The sequence below is a fragment of the Nocardia sp. NPDC127579 genome, assembly GCF_042672005.1.
GTDB lineage: Bacteria > Actinomycetota > Actinomycetes > Mycobacteriales > Mycobacteriaceae > Nocardia.
Genome location: NZ_JBHXVZ010000002.1, coordinates 965,891 through 986,359 on the forward strand (window position 1 = coordinate 965,891; position 20,469 = coordinate 986,359).

At 64.6% G+C, this 20,469-nt stretch carries 23 protein-coding genes; 10 read left to right on the plus strand and 13 right to left on the minus strand.

The features are described 5' to 3' along the window. The first annotated feature begins 32 nt into the window (after positions 1-32). Complete coding sequence (ilvC, locus tag ACFVMC_RS12175; protein WP_379209549.1) at positions 33-1,034, plus strand: ketol-acid reductoisomerase; 1,002 nt, start codon at positions 33-35, stop codon at positions 1,032-1,034. Positions 1,035-1,159: 125 nt separating this feature from the next. After that, positions 1,160-2,092, plus strand: a complete 933-nt coding sequence (locus tag ACFVMC_RS12180) for an esterase/lipase family protein (protein ID WP_379209401.1) — start codon at positions 1,160-1,162, stop codon at positions 2,090-2,092. A gap of 48 nt (positions 2,093-2,140) precedes the next feature. Here ACFVMC_RS12180 and ACFVMC_RS12185 read toward each other — a convergent pair whose 3' ends face one another. The 3 genes from ACFVMC_RS12185 to ACFVMC_RS12195 form a co-directional block, all read right to left on the minus strand. Next, a complete protein-coding gene (locus ACFVMC_RS12185) occupies positions 2,141-2,554 on the minus strand; it encodes a VOC family protein (RefSeq protein WP_379209403.1) in 414 nt (137 codons plus the stop codon). 103 nt (positions 2,555-2,657) lie between these two features. Next, positions 2,658-3,110 (minus strand): hypothetical protein, encoded by a 453-nt coding sequence (locus ACFVMC_RS12190; protein ID WP_379209404.1) that lies wholly within the window; start codon positions 3,108-3,110, stop codon positions 2,658-2,660. A gap of 173 nt (positions 3,111-3,283) precedes the next feature. Then, positions 3,284-4,489: a DNA cytosine methyltransferase gene (locus ACFVMC_RS12195; RefSeq protein ID WP_379209405.1), complete on the minus strand. Its 1,206-nt coding sequence runs from the start codon at positions 4,487-4,489 to the stop codon at positions 3,284-3,286. Between the two features lie 89 nt (positions 4,490-4,578). On the opposite strand from ACFVMC_RS12195, the gene ACFVMC_RS12200 reads away from it, so the two are divergent. Continuing rightward, entirely contained in the window at positions 4,579-5,088 is a 510-nt protein-coding gene (locus ACFVMC_RS12200) for a very short patch repair endonuclease (RefSeq protein ID WP_379209406.1), read from the plus strand. A 92-nt stretch (positions 5,089-5,180) separates the two neighbouring features. Here the strand turns inward: ACFVMC_RS12200 and ACFVMC_RS12205 are convergent, their stop codons facing one another. From ACFVMC_RS12205 to ACFVMC_RS12215, 3 genes are all read right to left on the minus strand, one after another. Further along, entirely contained in the window at positions 5,181-6,104 is a 924-nt protein-coding gene (locus tag ACFVMC_RS12205) for a NaeI family type II restriction endonuclease (RefSeq protein ID WP_379209407.1), read from the minus strand. A gap of 80 nt (positions 6,105-6,184) precedes the next feature. Continuing rightward, positions 6,185-6,379, minus strand: a complete 195-nt coding sequence (locus ACFVMC_RS12210; protein ID WP_379209409.1) for a hypothetical protein — start codon at positions 6,377-6,379, stop codon at positions 6,185-6,187. A gap of 216 nt (positions 6,380-6,595) precedes the next feature. Beyond that, the gene (locus ACFVMC_RS12215) at positions 6,596-7,333 is read right to left on the minus strand and encodes a hypothetical protein (protein ID WP_379209411.1); all 738 of its coding nucleotides are present in this window, start codon (positions 7,331-7,333) and stop codon (positions 6,596-6,598) included. Between the two features lie 381 nt (positions 7,334-7,714). Between ACFVMC_RS12215 and ACFVMC_RS12220 the strand changes: the two genes are divergently transcribed. The 3 genes from ACFVMC_RS12220 to ACFVMC_RS12230 all read left to right on the plus strand — a co-directional run bounded on the left by ACFVMC_RS12220 (position 7,715) and on the right by ACFVMC_RS12230 (position 11,707). Beyond that, positions 7,715-8,359, plus strand: coding sequence for a hypothetical protein (locus tag ACFVMC_RS12220; RefSeq protein WP_379209413.1), 645 nt, complete (start codon positions 7,715-7,717; stop codon positions 8,357-8,359). A gap of 91 nt (positions 8,360-8,450) precedes the next feature. After that, the gene (locus tag ACFVMC_RS12225) at positions 8,451-9,881 is read left to right on the plus strand and encodes a transcriptional regulator (protein ID WP_379209415.1); all 1,431 of its coding nucleotides are present in this window, start codon (positions 8,451-8,453) and stop codon (positions 9,879-9,881) included. Further along, complete coding sequence (locus ACFVMC_RS12230; RefSeq protein ID WP_379209417.1) at positions 9,878-11,707, plus strand: DEAD/DEAH box helicase; 1,830 nt, start codon at positions 9,878-9,880, stop codon at positions 11,705-11,707. Before ACFVMC_RS12225 ends, ACFVMC_RS12230 begins: the two co-directional genes overlap by 4 nt. 23 nt (positions 11,708-11,730) lie before the next feature. On the opposite strand, the gene ACFVMC_RS12235 is transcribed toward ACFVMC_RS12230, so the two are convergent. The 3 genes from ACFVMC_RS12235 to ACFVMC_RS12245 form a co-directional block, all read right to left on the minus strand. Continuing rightward, positions 11,731-12,135 carry a hypothetical protein gene (locus ACFVMC_RS12235; protein ID WP_379209419.1) on the minus strand — a complete coding sequence of 135 codons (405 nt, stop codon included), beginning with the start codon at positions 12,133-12,135 and terminating at the stop codon, positions 11,731-11,733. Positions 12,136-12,208: 73 nt separating this feature from the next. After that, a complete protein-coding gene (locus tag ACFVMC_RS12240) occupies positions 12,209-12,529 on the minus strand; it encodes a hypothetical protein (RefSeq protein WP_379209421.1) in 321 nt (106 codons plus the stop codon). A gap of 159 nt (positions 12,530-12,688) precedes the next feature. After that, positions 12,689-13,009 (minus strand): hypothetical protein, encoded by a 321-nt coding sequence (locus ACFVMC_RS12245; protein WP_379209423.1) that lies wholly within the window; start codon positions 13,007-13,009, stop codon positions 12,689-12,691. A 170-nt stretch (positions 13,010-13,179) separates the two neighbouring features. On the opposite strand from ACFVMC_RS12245, the gene ACFVMC_RS12250 reads away from it, so the two are divergent. Both ACFVMC_RS12250 and ACFVMC_RS12255 read left to right on the plus strand, forming a co-directional pair. Then, positions 13,180-14,052 carry an AAA family ATPase gene (locus ACFVMC_RS12250; protein WP_379209424.1) on the plus strand — a complete coding sequence of 291 codons (873 nt, stop codon included), beginning with the start codon at positions 13,180-13,182 and terminating at the stop codon, positions 14,050-14,052. A gap of 11 nt (positions 14,053-14,063) precedes the next feature. Next, complete coding sequence (locus ACFVMC_RS12255) at positions 14,064-15,425, plus strand: VWA domain-containing protein (RefSeq protein WP_379209426.1); 1,362 nt, start codon at positions 14,064-14,066, stop codon at positions 15,423-15,425. 1 nt (position 15,426) lies between these two features. On the opposite strand, the gene ACFVMC_RS12260 is transcribed toward ACFVMC_RS12255, so the two are convergent. From ACFVMC_RS12260 to ACFVMC_RS12275, 4 genes are read right to left on the minus strand one after another with little or no spacing between them, the layout of a single operon-like run. Further along, positions 15,427-15,888 (minus strand): GNAT family N-acetyltransferase, encoded by a 462-nt coding sequence (locus tag ACFVMC_RS12260; RefSeq protein WP_379209428.1) that lies wholly within the window; start codon positions 15,886-15,888, stop codon positions 15,427-15,429. Next, a complete protein-coding gene (locus ACFVMC_RS12265) occupies positions 15,858-16,160 on the minus strand; it encodes a hypothetical protein (protein ID WP_379209430.1) in 303 nt (100 codons plus the stop codon). Before ACFVMC_RS12265 ends, ACFVMC_RS12260 begins: the two co-directional genes overlap by 31 nt. A 31-nt stretch (positions 16,161-16,191) precedes the next feature. Further along, positions 16,192-17,223: a Gfo/Idh/MocA family oxidoreductase gene (locus tag ACFVMC_RS12270; RefSeq protein WP_379209432.1), complete on the minus strand. Its 1,032-nt coding sequence runs from the start codon at positions 17,221-17,223 to the stop codon at positions 16,192-16,194. 20 nt (positions 17,224-17,243) lie between these two features. Continuing rightward, positions 17,244-18,245, minus strand: a complete 1,002-nt coding sequence (locus tag ACFVMC_RS12275) for a LacI family DNA-binding transcriptional regulator (RefSeq protein ID WP_379209433.1) — start codon at positions 18,243-18,245, stop codon at positions 17,244-17,246. Positions 18,246-18,473: 228 nt separating this feature from the next. On the opposite strand from ACFVMC_RS12275, the gene ACFVMC_RS12280 reads away from it, so the two are divergent. After that, on the plus strand, positions 18,474-19,382 hold the full coding sequence (locus ACFVMC_RS12280) for a TIM barrel protein (protein ID WP_379209435.1): 909 nt from the start codon (positions 18,474-18,476) through the stop codon (positions 19,380-19,382). An 8-nt stretch (positions 19,383-19,390) separates the two neighbouring features. Next, positions 19,391-20,368, plus strand: coding sequence for a sugar ABC transporter substrate-binding protein (locus tag ACFVMC_RS12285; RefSeq protein ID WP_379209437.1), 978 nt, complete (start codon positions 19,391-19,393; stop codon positions 20,366-20,368). The last annotated feature ends 101 nt before the right edge of the window (positions 20,369-20,469 follow it).

The window sequence follows — 20,469 nt, forward strand, 5'->3', positions numbered from 1 at the left end:
ATCACAAAGGAGAACCACCAGTGGCAGTCGAGATGTTCTACGACGACGACGCCGACCTGTCGATCATCCAGGGCCGCAAGGTCGCGGTGATCGGTTACGGCAGCCAGGGCCACGCGCACTCGCTGAGCCTGCGCGACTCCGGCGTCGACGTCCGCGTCGGTCTCGCCGAGGGTTCCAAGTCCCGCCCGAAGGCCGAAGAGGCCGGTCTGACCGTCGGCACTCCGGCCGAGGTCGCCGCCTGGGCCGACGTGATCATGGTGCTCGCGCCCGACACCGCGCAGGCCTCCATCTTCACGGGCGACATCGAGCCCAACCTGAAGGACGGCGACGCGCTGTTCTTCGGCCACGGCCTCAACATCCACTTCGGTCTGATCAAGGCTCCGGCCAACGTCACCGTCGCGATGGTCGCCCCGAAGGGCCCCGGCCACCTGGTGCGCCGTCAGTTCGTCGACGGCAAGGGCGTTCCGGCCCTGATCGCCGTCGACCAGGACCCGAAGGGTGAGGGCCAGGCGCTGGCGCTGTCCTACGCCAAGGCCATCGGTGGCGCCCGCGCCGGCGTCATCAAGACCACCTTCAAGGAAGAGACCGAGACCGACCTGTTCGGTGAGCAGGCCGTGCTCTGCGGTGGCACCGAGGAACTGGTCAAGACCGGTTTCGAGGTCATGGTCGAGGCCGGCTACGCCCCTGAGATGGCCTACTTCGAGGTGCTGCACGAGCTCAAGCTGATCGTCGACCTCATGTACGAGGGCGGCATCGCCCGCATGAACTACTCGGTGTCCGACACCGCCGAGTTCGGCGGCTACCTGTCGGGCCCGCGCGTGATCGACGCCGGCACCAAGGAGCGCATGAAGGCCATCCTCGCCGACATCCAGGACGGCACCTTCGTCAAGCGCCTCGTCGCCAACGTCGAGGGCGGCAACAAGGAGCTCGAGGGTCTGCGTAAGGCCAACGCCGAGCACCCGATCGAGGTCACCGGCGCCAAGCTGCGCGGCCTGATGAGCTGGGTCGATCGCCCGATCACCGAGACCGCGTAAGTTCTCGCTGTTCCGAAAGAGCCCGGCGCCATTCGGTGCCGGGCTCTTTCGTGTCGTTGGGTGGTTGCGCCTGTTCCGCTGGTTAGGGTGACGGCAAATTACCGGCTACCTTTCGGAGGTTCGAGTTGCGTCGGACATGGAGTCGTCTCGGATTCGCTCTGATCGCCGCCGTGCTGGTGCCCGCCGGTCCCGCCGCGGCGCAACCGGAGCAACTGCCGGTGGACTATTCGGTCGCCGCCTTCGTCACCGGGGCGATGAACGCCCACGCCCCCTACGACTCGCCCGGCGCCAACGACTGGTCCTGCGTCCCGACCGCGGAGCATCCGCAGCCCGTCGTCCTCGTGCACGGCATTCTCGGCAACGGGGCCGGGTGGCCCGCCATGTCGCCGCTGCTGCACAACAACGGCTACTGCGTCTTCTCGGTCACCTACGGCATCTATCCGTGGCAGTCCGGTGCGCTCGCCGGCACCGGCGGTATGGCGCCGATCGCGGACTCCAGCAAGGAATTACGTGATTTCGTGGACCGCGTCCTGGCCGCCACCGGGGCCGAACAGGTCGATCTGCTGCCCTGGTCCGAGGGCACCCTGGTCGCCGCGCGCTACCTGCTCGTCGACGGCGGCGCCGACGTCGTCGACCAGGTATTCAACCTGGCTCCCATCTACGCCGGCACCGATGTCGCCGACCCGCTCGTCAACGCCGTCTTCGCCCTCGGCATCCAGGACCCCGTCTTCGCTTCGCTGCGACCTACCTGCCAGGGCTGCGTCGACATGCTCCCCGTCTCCGCCAATATTCACGAACTCCAGGCCGCCGGTGTGTACGCACCCGGGGTTCAGTACACCAATCTGCTGACCCGCGCCGACACCGAAGTCGTGCCGTACACCAATGGTTACCGCGAGGCGCCCAACGCGACCAATATCGTCTTGCAGGACGTCTGCCCGGTGAATTTCGCCGGACACAACTCCATCTCGGTCGACCCCACCGTCGCGGCGCTCATGCTCAACACCTTCGGTACTCCCACCGAAATACCTTGCGCCCCTTCACCGACCCCGTACATATGATGAGGGCCTGGCGCTCGTCGAGCACCAGGCCGGCTGTTGGTTGTTCGTTCAGTTCTTCGGCTGGCTGAACCGCACCATGTTCCCGGAGGGATCCCGGAACGCGCAGTCCCGCACCCCGTAGAACTGGTCCGTCGGCTCCTGCAATACCTCGGCTCCGGCGGCGCTGATCCGTTCGAAGGTCGCGTCGAGGTCATCGGTCCCGAAGATGACCCCGCGCAACAGCCCTTTCGCCATCAGTTCGGCCGCGGCCTTCTTGTCTTCCTCGGAGGCGTTCGGATCGGCCACCGCGGGCTCGATCACGATCGTCACGTCCGGCTGCGACTTCGGCCCGACCGAGATCCAGAACAGTCCCTGCGCCTGTACGTCGTTGCGCAGTTCGAGCCCGAGCACCTCGGTGTAGAAAGTCAGCGCCTCGTCGTGATCAGCGGCTGCGATAAAGGTTTGTGCGAGTGTGAGTTCCATGGGTAGAACGCTATGCCCATCACCCTGACCAGCGCTTCTCGATTCCTGATCGGTGTGTCGGACCTGAGCGACCCGCCCGTCGACGGGCCGCCCAGGTGCAGTCTCAGCCCTGATACGGCTCCACCGTGAACTCCACCTCACCCGACGACCCGAGACTCAGCCCGTTCACCGTCACATGCCCCACGAACGTCCCGAACCCCGGCTGGAACACCGTCGTCTTCGGATCACTGATCCAATACCCCGGCCCCTTCGCCGTCTGCGTCCGAGTCCCCGTCTCCCCGGTATCCACATTCCGCCAATGCAGCGTCACATCCAGACTGCACGACCCCACCCCGGTCATATTCGTGCTCACCGTGAACGTAGCCGAACTCGGATACCCTGGCCCATGCACCGACGAATCCACCACCGCCACACACAACCCATTCGTCAACGAGTAGAACGTCTGGAACTTCCCCCCGTTCTCCGCCACCGCCGGCCCCGCCGTCACCGTCAACACGGTCGCCGCAGCCACCGCCCCCACCGCCGAAACCACAAACCCCTTTTTGACAGATTTCATCTGAAAACCTCTGTTGGAGTGGATGAACCTTCGGATGATGCGGAGGGAAGGTTACTCGCTCGTACGGCATACCGGACCTCGTTCGGAGAACTCCTGGCACACCGACGAGTGTGGCCGGTGAACAGCGGAGGCTCGCTATCCAGCTCAGTGGAACTGTTCGGAGACGGCCTGATCTACACCGCCAATTCGAACAGTGCTTCCTGGCTTTCGTCCTGCACATCGAGAATGGCTGAATTATCGATTTCGCGCTGTGCTTTGAGGACGTTAATTATCGACTTTCCGACGGCTGCCGCGACCGGCGGCGGAAATGCGTTTCCAACCTGCCGGTATTGGGCGGTCTTCATGCCAGCGAACTCCCATTTCTTGGGGAATCCCTGGATTATGGCCGCCTGCTGAACCGTCAGCATCGGCCCCTCTGGCCGGAAGAGGTCGCGCTCCTCGGTTCCCTTTTCTAAGGACGTCTTCGGGTCGTTCGCGACACCCATACCCGATATTCCCAACTGCCGCCATGCAGCCTTCGCCCGGCTCGGACCCAGGTCCGCGCCACCATGTTTTTTCGATCCACCGACGAGGGTGGGAGCAATACCGCCCCGCTGTACTTGTTCCAGCCATGCCTCGTAGCGTTCGACGGCAAGGTCGGAGTGCTTTCCGTTGAAGTACGGTTCAAACCGCTCACGCATGGAGGCGCCGAGGCTTTCCGCGACCGTAGGGGCGCGGCCGCTGCTCGGCTGCGGCCGCGCCCACTGATCAGCTGCGCTGGCGTACACGTCGTTGCGGAAAGCAACGAGTATTGCGCGTGGCCGAAGCTGCGGGACGCCGAAATCACTCGCCTCCAGGACATCCCACATGACTACCGTGTAGTTGCGGCCCGTTTTCTCGAGGCTCTCGACGATCCATTCGCGATAGCTCTGAAACTTGGGATCCATGATTCCGCGGACATTCTCGATCATCACCGCTCGCGGTTCGAGTTGCCCGATGAGCGTGAGCATTCGAGGGAACAGATCCCGCTCGTCGTCTTTACCGAGCTGTTTGCCTGCATGGGAGAACGGCGGGCAGGGGACCCCACCGGCGAGGAGGTCCAGCTCTCCGCGTCGCGGCCGGTTTTTCTCCAGATCCTTATGAGTGAATGGATCGAACACATTGACATCCTGCTCAATGATGGCGCAACGCTGCCCAGACCGTCCCCAGACATTGCGGGCCTTGATGTTGAGCTTGAGCGTGGCGATCGCGTGGGAATCGATTTCGACCAGGGCCGTGTGACGAAATCCCGCTTCATGCAAACCGACTGCTTGCCCTCCGGCGCCGGCGCAGATCTCGATAGAAGTGAAGGCTTGCTCGGGTGGTGCTGCCTTGGTGCGCCGAGTGTGTTTGCGTGTCATGCCACCTGCCTAACCGTGCCGGGGAGCGCGCCGTTGGACGCCGCGGGAGTAAGTTCTGGGGCGACGAAGTCCATATGCTCCGAGCTGGGATGGATGTGACCGAGAGCCGATCCGAAGTTGCCAGGAAGAAAGACCACGAGCTGGGGCGCTATCCGGCTCCGCTCAATGATGGCCGATCCCGGAACATGCGGGCGAACCGGCGATCCGATACCAAGCCTGAGATCGCCTTGCGGCATGCGTTGCATCGGCTGGGATTCCGGTACCGCAAGGACTTCAGGCTCGACCTGGGCTCGGTGAAGGTCCGGCCGGACATCGTCTTCACCGCTCGCAAGGTCGCTGTCTTCGTCGATGGCTGCTTCTGGCATGTGTGCCCCCAGCATGGTCGCCAGCCGACTACCAACGAGTGGTATTGGGCTCCCAAGCTTCGCCGAACGATCGATCGAGATCGCGCCGCGGACACCGCTCTGACAGCGGCCGGTTGGCAAGTTGTCCGCCTCTGGGAGCACGTAGCTCTCGAGGATGCTGTGACAGCAGTTACCAGCGCCCTTCATGGCCGATCCGAACATGCGAGCGATCTTATTGGATCCTGCGAAGATTGATCGCTCGACGTGCTCGATTCGGCGAAGGCACTTCAACTTGGCAGGTCGAAGTGCCTGCTACGTGCGGGATCGGTCGCCAGCGGGAGTGGATGTCAGGCTTCTCTTATTCCCCGGGGTGGCAGCGTTGGTGCGTGACAGGCGGGATCGTCCGGGGTGGCTCGTCGCCACCGTCGGCCATCGATCAGCGCACCGGATTCGGCCGCAGGGGTCACGCGGACCGAGATGTAGTGCTTGTCATCTGGAACGGGGACACCGAGTTCCTCGGCGAGATGGGCATAGTAGCTGCTGAGAATGATGTACCCCTCCGGCTTCAGGGCACTCCGCGCACCACCGTTCGTCCGGACGCGTTTCTGATCATCCAGTTGCTTCGCCACCGTTCGAATGGTGTTGCGGTGTACCAGCCTTCCCTCGGCGGCTCGGAACAGTCGGTTTACGCGCTGAGTTCCTGCTCCGGGTTCGAAGATGCTGGTGACCGTTGTCTCCTTTAACTGCAGCAGTATGCTTGCCGGCATTGGATGCTCGTGCCACAGCCACTCGACAGCAAATCTTCCCCTGACGTTGAGGGAGCTCTTCTTGTCGCGGTTGGTACCTTCACTCCGGTAATCGGCCTTTACACGTATCAACCCCAGCGAGAAGTGTGCTTTGGGATCGCTAGCGGTCACGACGAGTGCCAGTTCATCGAACACCTCCGGCGGCAGCATCCACTTGCCCTCGCTCTGGCTCCATTTGGCGTCCACTTGATGTCCGGCGATCCGGTAGTCGGTGGTGTCTCCGCCGTCGAACTCGAACTCACGCTGGGCGTTGATCTCGAGCACGGTGCCAAAATGAGTCTTCTCGGTTTTCATCAACTGATCCCATCGGTACCGCCCGGTCTCCGATCCGTTATAGATCATGTCGTATGTGTGGCGCACAACATCACCCCAACGCTTGCCTTCAGGGTCCAGCCGCCGGATCTCTGCCTTCACGGCGTCGAGAGCGGGGTCGGGATCGCCGAGACCCTGGAAGAGATAAGGCATCTCACGAAGATACCCGAACGAACGCATCTGCTCGGGTGCTTCGTTCGGCAGGGCCGCCCGGGCAGGACGGCCCTGCCGGCTCAAATCACGCGAAGGTGCTTGAACAGAAGGAGTATGAGAGCGGTGGCGCCGGCGAAACCCATTCCACCTTCACTGATGGCGGTGGCCGGATGATCGCCGCGCATGATCGCCAGAACCCCAGCCAGGATACCGACTATGGTTCCGCCGAGGACAGCGATAGTGACAAATAGAAGCCTGACCTTGTTGTCGGACACGGCTTTCCTTTCGAGGAGTTGATGCGCCTGTTTGCTGAGACGAGACTCGAGCTTGGGGTATGGACGCGTTTGATCGAAGGCGTGCGGGATCCTGTTGGAAAGAGGCTCGAACGTCTGAATGAATTGATTACTGTTGTATTGCAGCGGAAAACGAGGGCATCAGGCCAATGCGATGTCCTTCCGTTTGATATCCGTAGAACCTCGGCGGAATAGCCGCTACACCTTGACGCGGTTAGTCAGCGCATGCTCCAGCAGAGTGTCGGCGTCGTCGCGTAGGCCGTGGCTCTTCAGTGAGTGGAGGATCGTGAGCACGTCACCAGTACTTCTGCGACCTGCGTAGCTGATGATCGTTTCGGCGGCGTCGTGCAAATCCAGTTCGCGCGCCGATGCGATCGCCAGGGCCGTTTCGCCGGGCGGCGCATCGACTCCGACGTGGCGCATCAGGCCGTTCGCATGTTCCCAGGTGCCCGAGGCGATGTACCGGGCGAGATCGTGAACTGCCGACCACGCGGGGCGCGGCAGATTCTGGTTGTGCCGGTCCTCCTTTGGCTGGGGGACCGGCACAACCGCAGACGGTGGCTGGCTGGCCGGCTTTTGGGGTGTGACTGCTCCGCACGCGCATGCCGGTGGATGCAGATCGGAGTCGGGGTTGAGTTCGAGCAACAGGCCGTGGAGCTCCTCCCATTCGATGATGCTGCCTGGGATGGCATGGATGACTGCGAGGTCGTGAAGCTGCTTGATGAGCTTTTCGTCGGGTGCACGCTTGCGTTTGCCGGAGGTGATTTCCCACAGGGTCGTCTTGCTCACGTACAGCTGAGCTGCAGCCCCTCTGATCGAGAGGCCTGCGCCTTTGAGCAGGGCACGCACAGCCAAGCAGAAGGCCTGCCGCTCGGGGGGCATGCCGGGTTGCTCACCGGCGTGATTCGGTAGTTGAAGTGCTTCGTCGGATGCCAAACGGGTTCTCCACCATCGTGATTGGTGCCACGGTTTTGCGCCAACATTCTGCTCCTCGGATGTGCGATTCCGCTAGGCCGTATTCCGCATCCGGGTCCGCTGAAACTTCTGGCTATCACTGCCTTTCATCGTATCTTCAATGGTCACTGCCGCTTTTGCGTTGCTGTTCTGGAACCTGTTTCTGCTGTCCGGAGTTCTTTGCTGAAACTCCGGACAGTGCAGGGCTTTACAAACCAAGGTGGCTACGATTCAGTGGCTAGGGCACTGTCGGCGCTGGTTAGAGGTCGCGCAAGGTGCGTTTGCCTGTCGTCTCGTTCGCCGTACTGAAAGGGTGTGACTCCGTTGAGCATGCCGTCTTGGAGAGAGCCGAAACTCGGCACCATGAAGCGTGCAGCTTTGTGGCTTGTGCACGAGGTCGGTGTTGGTCAACTGTTCACGAAGGCTCAGCTTCGTGAAGCGTTTCCCGAGACGTCGCAGATCGATCGCAGAATGCGTGATCTTCGTGACTTCGGCTGGCGCATCGACACGAATCGCGAGGACCCCGCTTTGGAAGCTCACGAACAGCGATTCGTCAAACAGGGTGAAGCGGTATGGGAGCCGGGGAAGGCAACGCGGAAGCCTGGTACCACGGTTTCCGCTGCCGATCGCCATGCTCTCCTGATGCGTGATGGGCACAAATGCCGCTCGTGTGGCATCGGTCCAGGTGAGCTGTATCCCGGTACCTACGTTACGTCTCAGCTGGATGTCGCTCGCCGTGCTGTCCGGATGCCGGACGGTACGCACGACTTGCAGTTGATCATCGAATGCAACCGCTGTCGTGTGGGCGGTCGTGAGATGGTCGCGGACCTGAAAGAAGTTCTCGCTCGTATCGATCGGCTTCCTGTGTACGAACGGAAGATGTTGGCAGCTTGGGTGGCCCAGGACATGCGGCGATTCAGCGAGACGGAGGATCTGTGGGCGGCCTTCCGTACGTTGCCGGCCGATTCCCGGGATCGGGTCCGCGATGCCTTGGCGGACGAGGCCTGACATCATCTGCCGGCAGGCTCACGTGCTCACCGTGATCCAGCACCCCGCAAGGATTTTCGAGCTGTCTCGACAGCTGAGAGGAGTATCAGCAGTGTTCAAGGACTTCGGGCTTCCGCCAACTGCCGAATCCACCCGAGTAAAGGTGGAGGCGAGGCTGAAAGAGTTGCGGGAGAGTTCGGGTGTCGCCGAGACGCTGACAATCGAGTGGCGGGGTGCACCAACGCATATCGAGGTCATCGATATGCCTCTCGCGGATCTGTTCTACAACCCGAGCACACACCGTATCCGCGCTCAGCGAGACCTTGATCCGAGTCGTGATGCTGCGCTTGTACGGGACCCATGGAGTGCGGGGAGTCAAGACTATCTAGGGTATCTGCTGACCCTCCGGCCGGCAGAGCCGGGTCATCGCGATCCGGCTTTTGACGACTTGAAAGAACACCTCGACGAGCACAAGCAGATCGAACCAGGCCTCATCACGCGGGACGGCATTCTGGTCAACGGGAACACGCGCTGCGCGGCTTTGCGGGAATTGAACCCCGTCGCCAGCATTCGTGTGGGTGTCTTGCCACCGTCATGCACTTGGGATGACATCAACGATGTGGAGCTGTCACTGCAGTTGCGGTTCGACAAGCGGCGTGACTACTCGTACATCAACCGCCTACTGGCGATCGAAGAGCAGCATGTAACGCTACATCGTGACTTGTCGGTAATTGCCAAGGCATTTCACACCGACATCAAGTCGTGTGAACGAGACTTGTGGATTCTGGCGCAGTTGAAGGATTTGATCAAGCGCAGCGCAAGCGATGGCGGACCTGCGCTGCGGCTGATGGATCTCGAGGGTGCTCAAGAGCGGTTGATCGAGCTTCACCGCGCCTACCGTGACGAGCACGGCAAGAACAAGGAGCGTGCTGATGCTTTGAAAGAGAGCCGACTTTCGGCGATCGTTCTCGGCTTTTCGAAGACTGATGTTCGCTATATCGACCCCGACTTTCAGAAGAAGTACCTCGACAAGGACCTGGCAGATGATCTCAAACCTGCGGTGCCGGAATCGCCGACCCGGGCCATCCCAGGCCTGGGCAGAAATGTTCGAGCAGAGGGGGCAGAGGTTGTGGCTGCACGCGCGGTGACCAATAGACTGCTGGGCGCGAAAGCTGTTGAAGTCGCCGGTGATCGGACTACACCTGCTGAACAGGCCGCCGCGGCTGCGGTCATCGAGACGTACCGGACAGCCTTCAACAGTGCGATCGACAGCGCCGGCCGGGATTTCCGGCTACGGAAGAAGCGCTTGGCGGCCCCTGATCGGATCAATGACGCGTGCAAGGATCTCAAGCTCTCGATCACTGATGTGGTGATGTCGCGGGGCAGCGCGAGTCTGGATCAGGGAGCGTTCGATGATGCCCTCGAAGAGCTCCGCACTGTGCTCGGGACCCTGGCTTTCGAAGCGCAGCGAACCATCGAGTTTCCTGGTAAGGGCTTGGATTGGCTGATCGCAGCAGTGGATTCGAATCGGCCGCAGCTGTGAGCGACACCAGCCCATCGCTCTTGCTGGCATTCGACGTGACGCGAACCAGGGTCCAGGTGCGTACAGTTCCGGCGTTCCGCGCTGACTTCGATCAGTTGACGGCGCGTCTCACCACTGGTGGTCGGCGTGGCCCGCTGACGGCTGAAGTAGACCTAGACGACCTGCTCGTCAATCTCGGTGAGTTGACCACATGGCCCCACCCGGACGTTGAGTGGGAGTCAGACCTGGCTGCGCTCGTCAACGGCGTCCTCGATGATGCGGATGCCGTCAAGCGCAGTTTGGATGGTGGTGAGCCGGCACCCGAGAGCTTCGACGTCGAGCCTGAAGCAGTCGCAGATCTACTCGGGAGCGATTGGATAGCAGACCTCACATCGTTCCAGCGGCGTGACATAGCGCGCCTGCTGTCTCTGCGGCACGGGGCCAATTTCAGTGTGCCCGGTGCCGGGAAAACCCGGGTTGCACTTGCGGTATACGCCGCCATGCGTGAACTTCAGCAAGCCGAGGGACTGCTGATCGTGGGCCCGAAGTCGGCCTATGAGTCGTGGGTGTACGAGAACACTGTCTGTTTCAAGGAGCCGATGCGCGCTGCTGTGGTCGGTGATCCGGACGACCCGATGGCGGAACTGCGGATTGTCAACTATGAGCGACTTCATCGTTCACTTGGCGGTCTGGCAGTGTGGCTGAAGTCCAGACCATCGATGGTCGTCCTCGATGAAGCGCATCGGATGAAGTTGGGTGCCAGTGGTACCTACGGTGCTGCCTGCCTGGCACTCGGTCCGTTAGCAGATAGGCGGTTGATCCTCACCGGTACGCCGGCTCCCAACGGCGCTCGGGATCTGGAAAATCTTCTGTCCTTTGTCTGGCCCGGCCATGGCAAACGGGCGGTCACCGAGGCAGTCGGTGGCGGTGACTTGGCCTATGCGAGCACGGTACTGCGTCCATTGTTCACTAGGACAACTAAACACGAACTAGGGCTGCCGCCGTTCGAGCCGAAGATCCGCTATCTCGATATGCCGAAGGTGCATTCCGAGGTCTACGAGGCACTGAAAGGCAATTTCTCGGCTCGGGCCGAACGTTCTCGTAAGAGCATCGAGTCTCTGGGCCGGGCAATGCTCCGCCTGCTAATGGCGGCGACTTGCCCAGCTCTTCTGTTGGAAAGCTCGAGTCGCTACGAGCCACTGGAGTACCAATTGCCTCCGCTCGAACCGGATCCTGATGATTCGCTGTACGACCTCTTGCGGAACTTGCCGAGTATCGAATTGTCGCCGAAGTATCAGGAGACACTGGCCATCGTGGCTGAGAATGCTCGACAGGGTCGGAAAACCCTGGTCTGGACCACGTTCGTACGAAGTGTCACGACTTTGGAGAAGTTGTTGGAGGGGTACTCACCTGCCGTGATCCACGGCGGCACTCCTGACCGCGATGAACAGCTTCGGCGCTTCCGGCAGGATCCTGACTGTTCCGTGCTGATCTCCAACCCGGCCACGCTGGGGGAGGGAATCAGTCTCCATCAGGTATGTCACGACGCTGTTTACGTAGACCGTGATTTCCTGGCTGGGCGATTTCTACAAAGCTTGGACCGGATTCACCGCCTGGGCCTGGCTCCCGGTACTGAGACGCGGGTCACGGTTCTCGCTTCCCGCCGGACGGTCGACGAGGTGGTGCAGGAGCGGCTGAAGGACAAGCTGGAGTTCATGGGCCGGATCTTGGATGACCCGGGCGTTCAACAACTCGCAGACCTCGATGAAGAGCCAGCAGTTGGTGGTGGATTGGACATGTCGGACGTCCGCGCGCTCCTGCGGCATCTCGAGGCGGTTCCCACCTGACATCCGAGGTCTCCGCTGGGAGGTCAGCTGCCGCTACTACTTCCATCGTTACTCGACTTCCCGAACCCACCCCGCACAATCTTCCCGCCGGCAGCCGGCACGCCACTCTCCTTGAGACGCGCCCCGTTGGGGCGGACGAACGACCCCACGCCGAGGGCGATGGCGGCGCCTACGGCGGGGTAGACGAGGTCGGAGGTGTGGGGGTACCAGTAGCGGCGGTAGTTGGCGGTTTCGGGGGAGCAGCGGGTGTCGGCTACTCGGGTTTGGGATTTGGTGTCTACGCAGACGGCGGCGTGGGTGGGGTCCTGCGGGGTGGCGGGGGTGGTGCTGCAGGAGGCCGAGAGGAGGGAGACGGCTACGGCGGCGGGGAGGGCGTAGGAGACGCGCCGGGAGCGCAGGACTCTGTTGTTGTCGGATGCGGTCGGCATCTTTTGGTCCCCCAGTCGTACTGTTCGAGCCGATTGAGGGTAGCAGCGGAATCCGGTTGGGGACAGTGAGTTTCTAGATGCTGGGCTGGAGTTGGTAGGGGTGCATCGGGTTGGCGGGGTTGAGGGGGCTCAGCGGGCTGAGCGCGCTGCCGGGGTTGGCCGGGTGGTTGAGGTTGAGCGGGCTTGCGGGGTTGGCGGGGTTGTTCAGGCTGGTGTCCCAGCAGGGGGCGGTGGGTTCGCAGGCGTCGTACTGGCCGGCGAAGGCGGGGGCGGCGACGGTGGTGAGCGCGGCCGCGGTGAGGGTGCTCGCGAGGGCGACGCGGAGCGAGAAGCGGCGGGGAGTGGAGGTCGTGGGCATCGTGGGCCTTTCGTCGAAATCGGTGTGCGGTCGCACAGCTCAACTCTGGCGCACGAAGTCGCGAAAAACGCTGTTACCAGGTAACTCCCAGGGAAAGTTCATCCTCGATGATGACTCGGCTCAGGGGTGTCCCGGAGCGGGAACGACAGCGGCCCGGCTCCTTCGATGAGGGGCCGGGCCGCTGTCGTTTCGGTGCTAGCTGCTGCCGAAGAACAGGCCGTGCGGGCGCGGGTGGTGCCAGAAGCCGTCGAAGGGGTCGTGGGGCTTGCGCCGGCGATCGCACCGGTCCCGATCGTGCCAATCGTCCCAGGGGTCGTTGTCCCAGAAGCCGTCGTCCCACGGGTTCCGGTCGCACCGGTCGTGTCCGTGCCGGACGTCGGTGACGCCGGGTACGTCGGGTGTGGCCGTGGCGGGTACCGCCAGGGCGGTCAGCGGGATCGCGGTGAGTGCGCCGGCGACGGCGACGCGCGCCAGAATGCGACGGGCGCTGGACTTTCTAGTCGTATGCAACGTCATTCCTTTCAACTCTGTGGCGAACATTCGCGTTCGCGACGTCCGCACACGTGCCACTGTGCCGCACTCGGCGGAAAAGGTCACTGTCGAACAGTCATTGACGGGAAGAACTCACCCTCGGGTATGAGACCGTGTCAGGGTCCACCCTGACCCGCGTCCTACACTGGTTACCGATGAGTAAGTTCTTTTCCTCGGTGGATCAGGTGACCGCGCGGTTGACGGCCGCCGGCTATCTGCCGTCCACCGATATCGCCACCGCGGTGTTCCTGGCCGGTCACCTGGGGAAACCGCTGCTGATCGAGGGCCCGGCCGGTGTCGGCAAGACCGAGCTGGCCAAGGCGGTGGCGGTGGCGACCGGCTCGGAGCTGGTCCGGTTGCAGTGCTACGAGGGCATCGACGAGGCCCGCGCGCTGTACGAGTGGAATCACGCCAAGCAGCTGCTGCGGATCACGGCCGAGCGGGAGAACTGGGACAGTACCCGCGACCATGTCTTCACCGACGAGTTCCTGCTGCAACGGCCCCTGCTGGCCGCCATCCGCAACCCGCATTCGACGGTGCTGTTGATCGACGAGCTGGACAAGGCCGATGTCGAACTCGAGGGTCTGCTGCTCGAGGTGCTGGGCGACTTCCAGGTGAGCATTCCGGAGCTGGGCACCATCACCGCGGTGCGCGAGCCGTTCGTCGTCCTGACCTCCAACGCGAATCGGGATCTGTCCGAGGCATTGAAACGCCGCTGCCTCTACCTCCACATCGACTATCCGACAGCGGAATTGGAGCGGGCGATCGTGCGCCTGAAGGTGCCGGAACTGGACGAGGTGGTCGCGGCGTCGGCGGTGGAGATGGTCGGCGCGCTCCGGCAATTGACGCTGCGCAAAGCGCCTTCGATCGCCGAAACAGTCGACTGGGCAAGAACTCTGGTGGCGCTCGGTGCTCGCAACCTGACCAGCGGAGTCGTCCGTTCCACCCTCGGTGTGCTGCTCAAACACCAGTCCGATCACCGCGCCGCAATCGACCGTCTGGCCCTGGACGCGGACCCGGCACCATGAGTGAGCGGCCGATGACCGACCGGTTGGTGGACTTCGTCGGGATCCTGCGCGAGCACGGAATCACCGCCGGACCCAGCGAGACCGTCGACGCGGCGGAGGCGATCATCGCGCTCGGGCTGGCAGATTCGAACCGCCTGCGGTCCGGGCTGGCGGCCACGCTGCTGCGCCGCAACGGTCAGCGCTCGGTCTTCGATCAACTCTTCGACCTGTATTTCCTGGGTTCGGAACTGCCGCAGGCGAATCCCGAACTCTCCACCGACGAATTGCGGGACCGTGTGGTCGAGGCGCTCGCCCGGGACGACGCGGCCGCTGTCACCGAGCTGGCCCGCCAGGCGCTGACCATGCTCGGCGGCTACGGCGGAGTCGGCACCGGACAGTCCGACCGGCCGGTGACCACGGCCTCCGGCGCGGGCTGGTCCTCCTACCTGACGATGAAGAACCTGCGCCCGGAGGACCTGCGGGATCGGATCGTCGAATCCATGGGCGGCGCTGGGGAACTCGACGCCGCCGTGCACACCATCGAGGCTCAGCGCCGCCTCGCCGATTTCCGCACCCGGGTGCAGACCGAGGCGCGGCTGCGCTCGGCGGAGCTGCGCGGCACCGACTACATCGCCCGGCGCGGTATCGAATCGGCCGCCGATCAGGTCGATTTCCTGGGTGCCCGCGAGCAGGATCTCGCCGAGATGCGGCGTCTGGTCAGCCCGTTGGCGCGCAAGCTGGCGACGCGCCTGGCGGCCCGCCGGAAGAAGGCGGTGCGCGGGCAGATCGATATGCGGCGCACGTTGCGCCGGTCGATGGCCACCGGTGGTGTCCCGGTCGACCCGGTGCTGCGTGCCCGCAAGCACGGGCGTCCCGATCTGGTCGTGCTCGCCGACCTCTCCGGCTCGGTCACCGGATTCGCCGAGTTCACCCTGCAATTGACGCAGGCGCTCCAGGATCAGTTCAGCCGGGTTCGCAGCTTCGGTTTCGTCGACACCTGTGACGAGATCACCGGCTTCTTCCTGCCCGGCGAACCGCCCGAACCGGGCCTGGCCGCCCGCATCGTGCGCGAATCCGGTGTCTCGCGTTTCGGCAGCAGCAATTACGGCGAGGCGCTGCGGGGCTTCACCGAGCGCTACCTGGACGCGCTGGGCCCACGCACTTCGCTGCTCATCCTCGGTGACGCCCGCACCAATCGCACCGATCCGAATCTCGATGCCCTGCAACAGATGTGCGATCGCGCCAAGCATGTCTACTGGCTGAATCCGGAACCGGCCCGCTCCTGGCCGACCGGCGACTCCGCCGCTGCGCGCTACGCCGAGCTTGTCACGATGCACGAGTGCCGCACTGTGAAGCAGCTGGCAGAGGTGGTCTCCCGGTTGCTGCCTGCCTGATCTAATCGTTCAGGCGCAGGATCATCCACTCGTCCGGTGTTTCCAGCGGATGGAATCCGACCTTGGCGTAGACGTCGTGGGCGTCGGCGGTGGCCAGCAGGACCCGCCGCACACCGTGCCGGGCCAGGTGTGCGCGGATGCCGGTGACCAGGGCGGTGCCGAAACCCTTGCCGCGCACCGATCTATCGACGTAGACGTCGCACAGCCAGGCGAAGGTGGCCAGGTCGGTCACCACGCGCGCATAGGCCACCTGTGCACCCGAAATAGAGTCGTAGACACCGAAATTGAGCGATCCGGCGATGGCCGCGTCCTGGTTCGCCCGCGGCCGGCCCATGGCCCAGTACGCGTCGGTGGACAGCCACTCGTGGACCCGGTCGACGTCGAGCCGCGTGGCGTCGGTGGACAGCTCGTATCCGTCGGGTAGTTGCCCGGTCATGATTCGGCGCGCCGTTCCAGCTGCCACGTGACGTATTCGCCCAGTGCCGTATCGCGCCACTTCTGGAATCGCTTGCGGCGCCACCCGAGGACCCGCTGTTCCACGGTGTCGGCGTGTTCGGCGTCCACCGGGCCGATCGTGCGGGACAGCAGCTGCGCGTCGTGCTGCCGGTTCGCGCGATGCACGCGAGCCCGCTTGCGCGGCAGGTTCTTTCGCGAAGCCTTGTCGTTCTCGCCGTAAGTGTTGCGCCGATCCTTGGCGTAGCTGTACGCCTTCTTCTCCTGGGGTGTCAATCGCACCACCCCACGCTAGATCGGTCGTCCGTCGAAATCATGGGATTTTTCCGCCCGTCCGCACCTCGTGCAGCGTGACCGGACGCGCCTCTCGACGCGACCGTGCACAGGCTTCGGCGATGTAGAAGGCCGCCAGCGCGTCGGCGGGTGTGCACGGGCTGGGCCGAGTTCCGGCGGCGACCTCCAGGAAGGCCGCCAGTTCCGCGGTGTACGCGGGGTGGAAGCGCTCCATGAAATCGGGGTAGGCCGGCGATGTCGAGGGCGGATACGCGGGTTCGACGGAGTGCAGCGGCGCGCGCTCGTCCAGGCCGACGACCGCATTGCCGCGCGAACCGAGGACTTCGAGGCGTACGTCGTAGCCCGCGCCGTTGTAACGCGTCAGCGATACCGTCGCCAGGGTGTCGTCGTCGAGCGTCAGGCAGGCCGCCGCGGTGTCGATATCGCCTGCGGCCCTGAAGAACTCGTCGCCTCGATTGGCTCCGGTGGCGTAGACCTCGACAACTTCGCGGCCGGTGACCCAGCGGATGATGTCGAAGTCGTGGACGCCGCAGTCCCGGAACAGCCCACCGGAGCGCGCGATGTACTCGGCGGGTGGCGGTGCCGGGTCGAGGGTGGTGGCGCGCAGCGTGTGCAGCCAGCCGAGTGTGCCGCTCTCGACAGCGGCGCGAGCGGCACGGTATCCGGCGTCGAATCGCCGCTGGAATCCGATCTGGACCGGTACCGGGGAGGTCGCCAGGTGATCGATCACGGCGAGGGTGCCGGCGATATCGGCGGCGACCGGCTTCTCACAGAACACCGGGATGCCGAGATCGACCGCGCGCGTGATGAGTTCGGGATGCGAGTCGGTGGCGGTCGCGATCACCAGGCCGGAAAGCCCTGCGGCCAGCAGGGTTTCGACATCGGGCAGGTATTCGGCGCCGACCTTCGCGGCGATGGCGCGGGCGCGAGCGGTATCGGCGTCGGCCACGACGACGGATCCGACGCCGGGCAGGGTGGTGAGCGTTTCGGCGTGCGCGGCTCCGATGCGGCCGGTGCCGGCGAGGCCGATGCGGAGGTCGGTTGCGGTCATCGAAACTCCTTGGGGCGCTGTCAGGTACGTGCGGCGGTGGTGGAGCGGACGACGAGCGAGGGTTCGACGCGGTGCCGGACCGGGCCGGTCCGGCCGTCGCGTAGTCGTTCGGCGAGGGCCGCGAGCGCCAGCCCGCCCATGCGGACGCGCGGCTGATCGATGGTGGTGAGCGAGATGTGTCGCAGGGCGGCCAGCGAGGTGTTGTCGTATCCGACGACGGAGACGTCCTCGGGTACCCGCAGCCCGGCTTCGGCCAGCCCGGACATGGCGCCGACCGCGTTGAAGTCGTTACCGCACACCAGTGCGGTGGGAAAAGCTCTGGGGGAGAATAGATTTCGTAGCTGTTGCACGGCCGCCAGACCGGCCGAGTCGGTGTGCTCGCTCGGCAGCACCAACGCCTCGAGGCCGTGGCGGCGCATGGCCGCGCGATAGCCGCGCCGGCGCGCGGCGGAGGTGAACGCCGCACCGCCGTCCAGGTGCACGATGCGCCGATGCCCCAGGGCCACCAGGTGATCGACGGCCAGCGCCGCTCCGGCCGCGCCGTCGTCGTTGACCGTGTCGATCTCGGGAACGGCGGACCCACGCGACACCAGCACCACCGGCCCCTGTTGGGCCGCCTGCCGGATGGCGGCCGCGGGCAGGACGGGGGAGAGCAGGATGATTCCGCCCGGCCGGAACGCCAGCAGGCTTTCCAGCGCGGCGCGTTCGCGGGCGGCGCTGCGGCGGCCGGTATTGAGGATCAGTTCGAAACCGAGTTCCTGAGCCGCCGCGTCCATGCCCTCGACGACATCGGCGAAGAAGGCGTTGCGCAGGTCGGAGACGAGCACACCGACGATATTGGAGGTTCGGCTGGCCAGCGAGCGTGCCATGATGTGCGGCTGGTAGCCGAGGTCTTTCGCGGCGGCCAGCACGGCGCGGCGGCGATGCTCGCTCACTTTGGGCGAGTCGCGCATGACCAGGGAGACCAGGGCGCGGGACACCCCGGCCCGGGCGGCGACATCCTCCATGGTCGGTCGCGCCATTTCGCCTCCGGTCCGCACGTCGAGTCCGTGCGGCTCGCACGTTACAAGGTCCGTACCGCACGGGCAATAGAGCGCTCCAACGATCCGGCGGCTTGCCGTGGACCGCAACATCTTCCGAGGTCGCACGGCTTTCCGCCCCGACCGCACACCTCTTGACACGCTGTGGCCTGCGTTACATAGTTGGAGCGCTCCAATCCGCGAGCGTTCGCGCACAGGTCGGGAGTCCCGATGGCCGCACCGTTGGATCCGCCGCGTATCGCCGCCGCGCCCATCTCCTGGGGCGTCTGCGAGGTGCCGGGCTGGGGGCATGTCCTCGACGCCCGCACCGTGCTGTCGGAGATGGCGTCCCTCGGCATCACCGCTACGGAGATCGGCCCGCCGGGCTACCTGCCCACCGAACCGGCCGAATTGCGGGCACTGCTGGCAGAATTCGGGATACGCGCGATCGGCGGCTTCCTCGCCGTCGCCCTGCATCAGCACCCCGACGCCGCGATCGCCGCCGCCCGGCGCAGCGCGGCCCTGCTCGCCGCGACCGGCGCCGAGGTCCTGGTGCTCGCGGCCGCCACCGGCCTGGACGGCTACGACACCCGTCCGCCACTCACCGGCGCGCAATGGCGCACATTGCTCGACACCGCCGCGCTGATCCGCGATGTCGCCGCCGGTCACGGCCTGCGCACCGTGCTGCACCCGCACGTCGGCACCCAGGTCGAAACCCGGGCCGAGGTCGAGCGTTTCCTGGCCGACTCCGATCTGGACCTGTGCTTGGACACCGGGCACCTACTGCTCGGCGGCACCGATCCGGTGGCCCTGGCCGCCGACCATCCCGAGCGGATCGGCCACATCCACCTCAAGGACGTCCGCGGCGACCGCGCCGACGAAATCCGCGACGGCGCGCTCGAATACAGCCAAGCGGTGCGGCAGGGGCTGTATGTTCCGCTGGGTGAGGGCGATGTGGATATCACGGCGCTGGTCCGCGGCATGCGCGAAACCGGTTACCGCGGTTGGTACGTCATCGAGCAGGACACCGCCTTGGCACCCACCGGCCCGGCCGATCGGCCCCGCCGGGACACCGAACACAGCCTGCGCCGGCTCGTGGCCCTCACGGCGGCGCCGGGTGGAAATCTAGTGGGAAAGTGAAGATACCGATGGCCATACAACGCATACGCCGCCTGGCGCCGTGGATCGCGGCGGCGACGATCCTGGCCGGATGCAGCGGCCCGGGCTCCGACGAGCCTGCGCCCACCCAGTCCCAAGGGGCGCAGGGCACATTGGAGTCGGTCGCGGTCGTCACCCACGGCAGCGCCGGCGATGCCTTCTGGAATGTCGTCAAGAACGGCGCCGAGCAGGCGGGCAAGGATCTCGGCGTGCGCGTCGACTACAACTCCTCCGGCGATCCGGGCCAGCAGGCCAAGCTGATCGACAACGCGGTCGCCCAGGGCGTCGGCGGTCTCGTCGTCTCCATGGCCAATCCCGACGCGCTGCGCGCGTCCATCGAGAAGGCGGTGGCGGCCGGTATCCCGGTGGTCACCATCAACTCCGGCGAGAACGAGAGTGCGAAGTTCGGCGCGATCACCCATGTCGGACAGAGCGAGACCCTGGCCGGGACGAACGCGGGCAAGCGCCTCGCCGACGCCGGTAAGAAGAAGCTGCTCTGCGTGATCCACGAGGCGGGCAATATCGGCGCCAACCAGCGCTGCGACGGCGCGACCAGGGCCTTCGGCGACGGCGCCACCCTCCAGGTCGACATCAACAACCCGACCGACGCGCAGTCCCGGATCAAGGGCGCGGTCGAGGCGGATCGTTCGATCGACGCGGTGCTGACCTTGAACTCGCAGGTCGCCGCGCGCGCGGTGGACGCGGTGAAGGAAGCCGGTTCGACCGCCACGGTCGCGACCTTCGACCTCAACGCCGACGTGGTCGCCGCGATCAAGGCGGACAAGCTGCTGTTCGCGGTGGACCAGCAGCAGTACGAACAGGGCTATCTGCCGGTGGTGCTGCTGAACCTGTACCGCACCAACCGCAACACCCTCGGCGGCGGCGCGCCGGTGCAGACCGGTCCGGCGTTCGTGGACAAGAACAACGTCGAAGCCGTCGCGGCGCTCGTGCAACGCGGCACCCGCTGATCGCGAAGGACTCTCAATGAACTTGTCAAGCCATAACGACACCCAAAGCCGGTCTGTCGATGCTGAATTCGCGTCCGTCTCGCAGCAGGGCCCACAAGACA

Bases quoted from the DNA above. Each gene is read 5' to 3' on its own strand.
- ilvC (WP_379209549.1), top strand. From the start codon at position 33: ATGTTCTACGACGACGACGCCGACCTGTCGATCATCCAGGGCCGCAAG.
- ACFVMC_RS12185 (WP_379209403.1), bottom strand. From the start codon at position 2,554: ATGGAACTCACACTCGCACAAACCTTTATCGCAGCCGCTGATCACGAC.
- ACFVMC_RS12190 (WP_379209404.1), bottom strand. From the start codon at position 3,110: ATGAAATCTGTCAAAAAGGGGTTTGTGGTTTCGGCGGTGGGGGCGGTG.
- ACFVMC_RS12195 (WP_379209405.1), bottom strand. From the start codon at position 4,489: ATGACACGCAAACACACTCGGCGCACCAAGGCAGCACCACCCGAGCAA.
- ACFVMC_RS12200 (WP_379209406.1), top strand. From the start codon at position 4,579: ATGGATGTGACCGAGAGCCGATCCGAAGTTGCCAGGAAGAAAGACCAC.
- ACFVMC_RS12205 (WP_379209407.1), bottom strand. From the start codon at position 6,104: ATGCCTTATCTCTTCCAGGGTCTCGGCGATCCCGACCCCGCTCTCGAC.
- ACFVMC_RS12220 (WP_379209413.1), top strand. From the start codon at position 7,715: ATGAAGCGTGCAGCTTTGTGGCTTGTGCACGAGGTCGGTGTTGGTCAA.
- ACFVMC_RS12235 (WP_379209419.1), bottom strand. From the start codon at position 12,135: ATGCCGACCGCATCCGACAACAACAGAGTCCTGCGCTCCCGGCGCGTC.
- ACFVMC_RS12245 (WP_379209423.1), bottom strand. From the start codon at position 13,009: ATGACGTTGCATACGACTAGAAAGTCCAGCGCCCGTCGCATTCTGGCG.
- ACFVMC_RS12250 (WP_379209424.1), top strand. From the start codon at position 13,180: ATGAGTAAGTTCTTTTCCTCGGTGGATCAGGTGACCGCGCGGTTGACG.
- ACFVMC_RS12255 (WP_379209426.1), top strand. From the start codon at position 14,064: ATGACCGACCGGTTGGTGGACTTCGTCGGGATCCTGCGCGAGCACGGA.
- ACFVMC_RS12270 (WP_379209432.1), bottom strand. From the start codon at position 17,223: ATGACCGCAACCGACCTCCGCATCGGCCTCGCCGGCACCGGCCGCATC.
- ACFVMC_RS12275 (WP_379209433.1), bottom strand. From the start codon at position 18,245: ATGGCGCGACCGACCATGGAGGATGTCGCCGCCCGGGCCGGGGTGTCC.
- ACFVMC_RS12280 (WP_379209435.1), top strand. From the start codon at position 18,474: ATGGCCGCACCGTTGGATCCGCCGCGTATCGCCGCCGCGCCCATCTCC.
- ACFVMC_RS12285 (WP_379209437.1), top strand. From the start codon at position 19,391: ATGGCCATACAACGCATACGCCGCCTGGCGCCGTGGATCGCGGCGGCG.